The 7620-nt window shown below is 45.8% G+C and carries 8 protein-coding genes; 3 read left to right on the top strand and 5 right to left on the bottom strand.

The annotated features are described in order from the left end of the window. Positions 1–594 (bottom strand): DUF4347 domain-containing protein (locus tag WBA89_RS11645; protein WP_424406516.1); only part of this gene is annotated, 594 nt, incomplete at its 3' end. Between the two features lie 477 nt (positions 595–1071). On the opposite strand from WBA89_RS11645, the gene WBA89_RS11640 reads away from it, so the two are divergent. From WBA89_RS11640 to WBA89_RS11630, 3 genes are all read left to right on the top strand, one after another. Beyond that, positions 1072–1314: an AbrB/MazE/SpoVT family DNA-binding domain-containing protein gene (locus WBA89_RS11640; protein ID WP_333385157.1), complete on the top strand. Its 243-nt coding sequence runs from the start codon at positions 1072–1074 to the stop codon at positions 1312–1314. Beyond that, positions 1311–1655 carry an endoribonuclease MazF gene (gene mazF, locus WBA89_RS11635; RefSeq protein WP_333092488.1) on the top strand — a complete coding sequence of 115 codons (345 nt, stop codon included), beginning with the start codon at positions 1311–1313 and terminating at the stop codon, positions 1653–1655. The genes WBA89_RS11640 and mazF overlap by 4 nt, the downstream gene beginning before the upstream one ends. A 178-nt stretch (positions 1656–1833) precedes the next feature. Next, positions 1834–2895, top strand: a complete 1062-nt coding sequence (locus tag WBA89_RS11630; protein WP_424406513.1) for a TIGR03032 family protein — start codon at positions 1834–1836, stop codon at positions 2893–2895. 38 nt (positions 2896–2933) lie between these two features. Here WBA89_RS11630 and ccmA read toward each other — a convergent pair whose 3' ends face one another. The 4 genes from ccmA to WBA89_RS11610 all read right to left on the bottom strand — a co-directional run bounded on the left by ccmA (position 2934) and on the right by WBA89_RS11610 (position 7238). Further along, positions 2934–3833 (bottom strand): heme ABC exporter ATP-binding protein CcmA, encoded by a 900-nt coding sequence (gene ccmA, locus WBA89_RS11625; protein WP_424406511.1) that lies wholly within the window; start codon positions 3831–3833, stop codon positions 2934–2936. A gap of 119 nt (positions 3834–3952) precedes the next feature. Continuing rightward, the gene (locus WBA89_RS11620; RefSeq protein WP_424406509.1) at positions 3953–4726 is read right to left on the bottom strand and encodes an ABC transporter permease; all 774 of its coding nucleotides are present in this window, start codon (positions 4724–4726) and stop codon (positions 3953–3955) included. A 515-nt stretch (positions 4727–5241) separates the two neighbouring features. Further along, complete coding sequence (locus WBA89_RS11615; RefSeq protein WP_424406507.1) at positions 5242–6309, bottom strand: hypothetical protein; 1068 nt, start codon at positions 6307–6309, stop codon at positions 5242–5244. A gap of 335 nt (positions 6310–6644) precedes the next feature. Continuing rightward, the gene (locus tag WBA89_RS11610; RefSeq protein WP_424406505.1) at positions 6645–7238 is read right to left on the bottom strand and encodes a hypothetical protein; all 594 of its coding nucleotides are present in this window, start codon (positions 7236–7238) and stop codon (positions 6645–6647) included. Positions 7239–7620: the final 382 nt, after the last annotated feature.

Raw genomic sequence — 7620 nt, 5'->3', positions numbered from 1 at the left:
TTGTACTGAGGCGCGCCCGATGGCTGTGTCGTTGGCGAGTACGTCGATGCTGACAGAGGGCGAGTTGACTGTAACGGCTTTGGTGTCTGGGTTGGCGGTGGCTAGGATGTGGCTGTAAGTTTTGAGGGTGGTTTCGGTGAGGGCTAGTTGGGGCTTTTGCGTTGATGGGGGGATGTGTTGGGGGATGTCCCAGGTGCCACCGAGTGCGCTGTTACCTGTAGGTTGGGAGTTGGCGCTGATGTTTGCGCCTGTGAGTTGGTGGAGTTGAGTCAGGAATTGGCGGCCTGTTTCTCCGGCTGCTACGTTGCATCCGTATAAGATGATGCTGGCATTGGCTGTGAAGGCGTTTCGCCACTGTTGCAATTGGTGGCTGTAGTTTTCGATGTTGCTGCTGTTGAGTTCTGCTGTACCTAAGTAAATCTTGCCGGAACCGCCGTGGGTGATGATGTGGAGGGTTTCGATGCCTTGATGCTGAGCGAGGATTGCGGTAATTTGCTCTACGGCATCGGTTGAGTTTTCGAGGATGTAGGTTTGCGTACCAGGCTCGATACCTTGGAGTAGGAGTTTGGAGTCGGGTATTGTGGGGTCAAGGATGACGATGGAGTTTGGTTGGTTGCTTTAGCAACCAACCAAACTCGCGATATTTTTATTTAGGGAACGGTTAATTTTATGTAGAGTTTTCATGGTTTTTGATGTAGTTCGTAGTTTTTGAGTTGGTTGGGAGATGCCCCCGATTTAATTCTCGCCTGCGGTATTTCTACCTTGTGGTGGATGACACGCGCTCTTCTTGATGAGTAATACTTTACTAAGGCTCGATCGTACTTTCAGTGCTTGAGCTCACTCATTTACTAAATCTTTATATTTCGCTGGTTATTTTAAACAAATTATCAAAAGTAGAAGTCGGGGCGAGTTTGTGAGATGATTGATTTTAGGCAATTATTGTCGGTACAACCCGCCCGTTACAAGTTGTCAATCTTTTTCTTAGTTGCTATGCTGTAGACACTCTGTATATACATCCTTGAAAAAAGGGTGAAGTCCTGAGAGTGATATCGCTAACTAGAGGATTAGGCTATGGTTGGGACGATCGCCAAATGGGGAAACAGTCTTGCTGTGAGGATTCCACAGCATTTAGCTAAAGAGATTAACTTAGCTGAAGGTTCCCAAGTGCAGCTTGTGCTGATAGATGGTAGGCTGACGATTGAGCCGATCGCTCGCCGGCGTTATTCGCTTGAGGAGTTAGTTGAGGCGATTACCCCAGAGAATCTTCATACCGAGATTGATAGTGGAGTTGCTGTGGGGAATGAAGTTTGGTGACACCATCAAATCCCTACATTCCGAGTCGAGGTGATATCGTTTATTTAGACTTTGACCCAACGAAGGGACACGAACAAAAAGGACTTAGACCTGCTTTTGTACTGTCACCTCGTGCTTACAATCAGAAAAGCTCTTTAGCTTTATTTATGCCGATTACAAAGCAACAAAAAGGGTATCCTTTTGAAGTTCCCCTACCGACTGGATTGAAAGTTCAGGGAGTAATTCTTGCCGATCAAATCAAGTGTCTAGACTGGAAAATTCGCGGTGTTCGATTCGTTGAGTCTGTATCTGAAGATGTGATTGAGGAGGTGCAAATCAAAATTGAGCCATTGTTACTGTGAGTTTGGGTGGGGGCGGGTTTATGAGATTGTCGGTTTTAGGCAATTATTGTTGGTGAACCTGCCCCTACGTTTTGGATATATAATAGACATCTCCCAAAAAGGCTGTTAAGAACAGGCAAGATGCCTGTTCCACAATATAATTATGGGAGATGTCTATTATAAAGATTTTCTAGATTATATGAATAACGACACAAATTTCAATACTGTACACGAACACGAGATTTTTGGCGATCGCGATTTACCATCTTGGTTAACCCAACAACAAATCAGCCTCGCTTGCACTACTTATCAAACCAGCAGGTTAATGTTAATCGGTGCTGCACCAGAAACTAACAGAATTTCAGCTTTCTGGCGTATATTCGATCGCGCAATGGGACTTTTCTGCACCCCGGAACGCCTTTATCTAAGCTCAAAATATCAACTCTGGCAATTAGAAAATGTGCTGGCGGAGGGTGGACAACATCAAGGTTACGATCGCCTCTACATACCAAGAATCGGCTATACTACAGGAGATATCGACATTCACGATATCGCTGTCGATAAGAATAATCAAATCATTTTTATTAGCACTTTGTTTAATTGTATCGCTACTTTGAGCGATCGCCACAGTTGCAAACCTTTGTGGAAACCGAGTTTTATCTCACAGTATATAAATGAAGACCGCTGTCATCTCAACGGTTTGGCGATGGTGGATGGGGAGGCGAAATATGTCACGGCTTCGAGTCAGTCGGATGTGGTGGATGGCTGGCGCGATCGGCGAAAAAATGGCGGTATAGTTATTGATGTCGAATCTAATGATATTATTGTCACAGGATTGTCGATGCCGCACTCTCCTCGCTGGTATCGAGACAAGTTGTGGTTGCTGAATTCGGGGAGAGGGGAATTAGGATATGTGGATTTAGAGACGGGGAAATTTGAGGCGATCGCATTTTGTCCGGGATATGTCCGAGGATTGGCTTTTTGGGATAATTGGGCGATTGTTGGCTTGTCGAAACCGAGGGGCGGCGACAATACTTTTAGCGGTTTGGAATTGGATGATTTGTTGGTAGCTAAGGATGCTGAGCCTCGCTGTGGTATGATGGCGATTGATTTGACGACAGGGGCGATCGTTCATTGGTTGCGGTTTGAAGGAATTGTCACGGAACTGTATGATGTGCAGGTGATTCCGGGGGTGCAAAAGCCGATGGCTTTGGGTTTTCAAACTGATGAAATTGCTCAGTTAATTACCTTGGAATTGTAAACCGCTGATGCGGGCGGATGGACGCGGATGGACGCGGATTAGGATACAGTTTGTTTTGTCACTTCTACATAAATATGTTCTAACCGCACCGGATATCGCGCAATTGAATCAATAGAAATCCCGTCGAACCGCAAAATTATCTCTTTTAATTCTAAAGCTTCCGGCAGCCAAAAAGCTAAATCGCTGCCATAACGCCGGAGAATGAAATTGTATTTTTCTGCCCTAGCGATGACTTCAGCTTCTTGTTGGGTTTTGACAACAATAATCTCCTCAGCCGGAATCAGTTTTTGCAACTCCTCCAAACTGCCTTCTGCGACAATACTGCCATTTTTCAAAATTCCAATTTTTTGACACAGACGCTCAGCTTCATCCAACAAGTGTGTTGTCAGCAAAATAGTAATTCCCTGGGATTGCAACTGCTGAATTAACTCCCAAATTTCGTAGCGCGCCTCAATATCCAAACCTGTTGTCGGTTCGTCTAAAATTACTAATTTGGGTTGGTGCACCAATGCTACGGCAATATTCAAGCGGCGCTGCATTCCCCCGCTCAAAGTTTCCACGGGACTTTTGGCTCTATCTGTCAAATTTACGGCTTTCAAACATTGTTCTACTTGATAGCGTCTCTGCTTCCGTTCCGTACCATAAATTTGAGCAAAAAAGTTGAGGTTTTCTTCGCAGCTAAGGCTTTTGTAAAGCAAGTTTTCTTGTGGCGCTACGCCGATTAACTGTTTAGTAGCTTCGGAAACTGGTTCGCCGTTGATGGAAATTTTGCCGCTGTCAGCGTTTAGCAGATTGCATAAAATATTGATAGTTGTAGTTTTGCCGGCACCGTTTGGGCCGAGCAATCCGTAGATTTCTCCGGCTTGTATGTGGAGTGTCAAATCTCGCAGCACTGAGCGTTCGCCGTAGGATTTATTGAGTTTTTCTATTTGCAGCACTGCTTGAATTCTCCGGTTTTTTTTGTATAGTATGAGTTGGATACTTGGCGATTTTTTTGGGATTTTTTTTAACCGCAGAGGGCGCAGAGGGCGCAGAGGAGGAGAAGAGCGTGAGGGTTTTACAGTCTTCTTTCTACTGTCAACATTCTGCGGTAAGAAAGCCATCCGCCTGCTATCATGGCTAGAGAAAATATGAATAAAAACCAGAAGTGTTGGGAGATTTCATCAAAGTTTTTGCCGTTTGCCCAAACTTGGATTAGTGCTTCGTTCATGTGATAAATTGGATTGTACTGGGCGATGTCGAGCAGGGTTTTGGGAAACAGCGAAGTTGGCAAAAATGCGCCTCCTAATATTAATAAGGGAACGCCGAAAGCTGCTACTAGGGAGTTGACATCTTCTGTGCGCCGCGCGAATTGGGTGCCGAGAATGAAGCCGACTCCGACATAAGATATAATGCTGAGCAGAATTATCGCAATTCCTAATAAAATAGAGCCTTGGAATTGTGCTCCTAAAAAACTGGCGATGGTGTATACTATAATTACTTGACCGATGCCGATCGCACTGTGAGCTAGGAAAATTCCTAAAAAGTAGGAAGTGCCGCTCAGGGGGGAAATAAATAATCGTTTGAGTGTGTGCTGTTCTCGCTCTGACACTACCGTTGCTACGCTGCCGCCGAGACAGCTAAAAAATAAGGCGGCTCCGACTAAGCTTGCAGGTGCGGCTGTTTCAAAGGCTTTTGCTGTTGTCAGTTGCGCGCGTTCTGCTAAAATTAAGGCGTTAATTACCAAGATTGAAATCGGAAAAATTGCCCAAAAAATTAAACTGCGTCTTCGCCTTCCCAATTCTCTTAAAATTCTCTGCGCTACAGCGAGGGTTTCGTGCCAGTATTTCATCTTAAGTTTGTTAGCATTGTGATTGTGGAAAATCAAAAATTTAAGGTTAATAGCCTATGATACAGTCATTAGATAAGCTTGTCAAATAATATTAATTCCGGTTGTACCGTCAGGTGATGTTGACTGTTGACTGTTGACTGTTGACTGTTGACGGTTTAAACAATACCGATGCAGCCTGAAACGATATAACAGTACAAAATATATAGGATTCAATTAATATCAACGGATTGCTGAAAAAAGGGAGAAAGCAACGGAGGAAACGGGTAAAATCAACTGGATTGGATGATGAAATTACCCTCACGAGTCTTCTCTTGATATAACGATTGAAAACACAGCTATTTAGGACACGGCAATGCTGTTGCTATTTCCTGCCCTAAAATCATTAATTATTAGACCTCTTGCAAAAGTCCTTTTAGTCAAATTTTGGGACGGGCTAGAAGCCCATCCCACAAGAAAAAAGATTTTTGTGGGATGGCTTCTAGCCGGTCCTAACTATTTTTGCAAGAAGTCTATTGTTACTGAATCGTAAAGTTCGTACCTCTGTAGCATCCTTGAAAGGAAGTTAAACTTGTGCGGTTGTTTTGTTCCAATTTAGTTACGAGGGAAGATGTATTTCTACTTTCAGCGGTGGCACCCCACTTGTAGGTAAAGTCGCCGAGAGACTCTCCGGTTTTTTCGTAGGTGTGCTCTTCAATTGGAATTCCTGAAACGCCGGAAAAGGTTTGGTTGTGGTATCCGTTGATAATGATTTTTTCGATAACTGCGCCCGGTTCTGCGGTAATGTTCCACTGCACTGGTTCGTAGGCTGAAAGTGCGAGAATTATTGGCTTGTTTCGGGGCTCTACTTTAATTTCGATCCTCTTCGAGGGCTTCGCTAACGCACTTTTAGATAAATTTCGGTTCTTGTGGTCGGCATTAGCTTCGTAAACGCCGATTAAGTGAAGTTCTTTATTTTTGCTTGAGGAACCGACATAAGCGGAAAAATCGTCGGAACCGCCAATCCCGCAGTTGGCGCCAGAACTAATTGGAGAAGTAAAAGCTGTTTTTTCGGCGGCTAGTTTCTGCTGCACCGCCGGCGCTACCCACAATCCGGTTCCGATTCCTAAAGCACCTATTAAAGCGGCGGCGATTCCGAAAGGAACGGCATTTGTTAAGTGGCGAACAAATGGTTTTGCTGTTAGTTGAGAGAGTGTTTGCTGCCAATTTTGACTGGTTTGCCGATCGCCCTTGCCGCCGTCCAGACAGGCTAACAAAGCTAAACTTTCGGACTGTTCGAGCAGACTTTGTACTGCTTTGGCTTCGCCGGCGTAGAGATTTCTAGTTTCTCTGTCTAAAAGCAGCCAGTAGCGATCGCCCTCGCTGAAGTTGTATTCTCGTACAGCAGGCTGAACTAAATCGTGCTGCAAAAACACCAGCCAAGCCATATTATTGCCAGTGCCGAGTTTTTTGCCGTCGCTGCAAATAATTTGGTCTATTTGCGGTTCCCACCCCCAAGCTACCCAGCGGCTGTCTCCTCGATAGCCGAGGGATTTTTCTAGTTGCTGGTGAGCGGTTATTTCTAGTCGTCGAACTAAGTTTGACACTATTTTGCCTCCTGAAGTGCGATCGGGTCTAGAGGAGTTTTGCGGGAATCTAACACAAATATTTTGCTCATCGAGAGCCTCCGAGTAATCTGGTTAATTTTGTTTCGCGATTGACTGGTTTCCCTGTTTTGAAAAAATGCTTTGCTGATAGCGCCTACAAGTTCTTAGCTTAACTTTTATTTCGCTGCTCTGCTACAGAATATCGCGATCGTACCTGACATCAATATTACACAGACAAATAAATATGTTGGGTTTCTCCAAAGCAAACTATCGCCCAAAAAAGAACACATTTCAGAGAAACCCGGTTTCTGTGGAACTGTTTCACCCTTGGCTGATTAACGGGGGCCGTCAATCGCATCTCTAGTCGGTGCAACACCTCCAGGGCCAAAGGAACTCGGCGGCACTCTCGGAAGATTGAGATTGCGATTGGGAACCAAATCGCCGTTGCTGTCGCCAGCATTTCCACCTGTGGGAGACAGAGGGCTATTCGGAGTCAGATTCGGCGAAGTTCCCGGATTGATATTGTTGGGAGCGGTATTCGGCGAAGTTCCCGGATTGAGATTGTTGGGATTGTTGGGATTTGCAGTCCCAGCAGGGGTAGTTATCGGAGCGCCGGCAGCATCTCTGGTGATGCTGTTGGGGTTGGGGGCGGCCGCCGGATTGCCTGCATTGGGGTTATTTGCGGGAGCATTGGCGGGGTTGCCGGCAGCCGGATTAGTGTTTTGGGGAGCGACGTTAGCGCCGCACAAGCTCACTAAATCAAAAGTTGTGCCGCTTGGGGTTTCGATGAAGCAAACCGGCACGTTTACTCGCGGGTTTGAGGCTCTGGGAAAATCGGCTGCTCCCAGCATCGGACCGCTAAAGGCAGCTTCAGCCATTACCGGGGTCAAAGCAGCCGATAGAGCGACTGTTATTGGCAATAATTTCATCAGTGTTTCCTCAAATTTTGCATTTTATTTGCTCCAGTATTGCCGATCGACTGCAAAATGTCCTGAGTCTAAAAGCCGATTTTTTCGATCGTACCTTCTTAGCGAGCTAATCCTGGCTGCAACATTTGGCGCGCGCAGAAAAATGATTCGGCGGTTGAAACCGCGTCTACAGAAACAAAGTCGGCGCAGGCCGACTGGTTGATCAAGATGATCCGGCGGTTGAAACCGCGTCTATACTGGTTGATCAAGATGATCCGGCGGTTGAAACCGCGTCTACAGAAACAAAGTCGGCCTGCGCCGACTGGTTGATCAAGTAACATACCCCCTTGATGATTCGGCGGTTGAAACCGCGTCTACAGAAACAAAGTCGGCCTGCGCCGAC

The sequence above is a fragment of the Microcoleus sp. genome, from assembly GCF_049646505.1.
Taxonomy (GTDB): Bacteria; Cyanobacteriota; Cyanobacteriia; order Cyanobacteriales; family Microcoleaceae; genus Microcoleus.
Note: the sequence above shows the minus strand (reverse complement) of the source record. Positions and strands in the feature narration are given on the sequence as shown.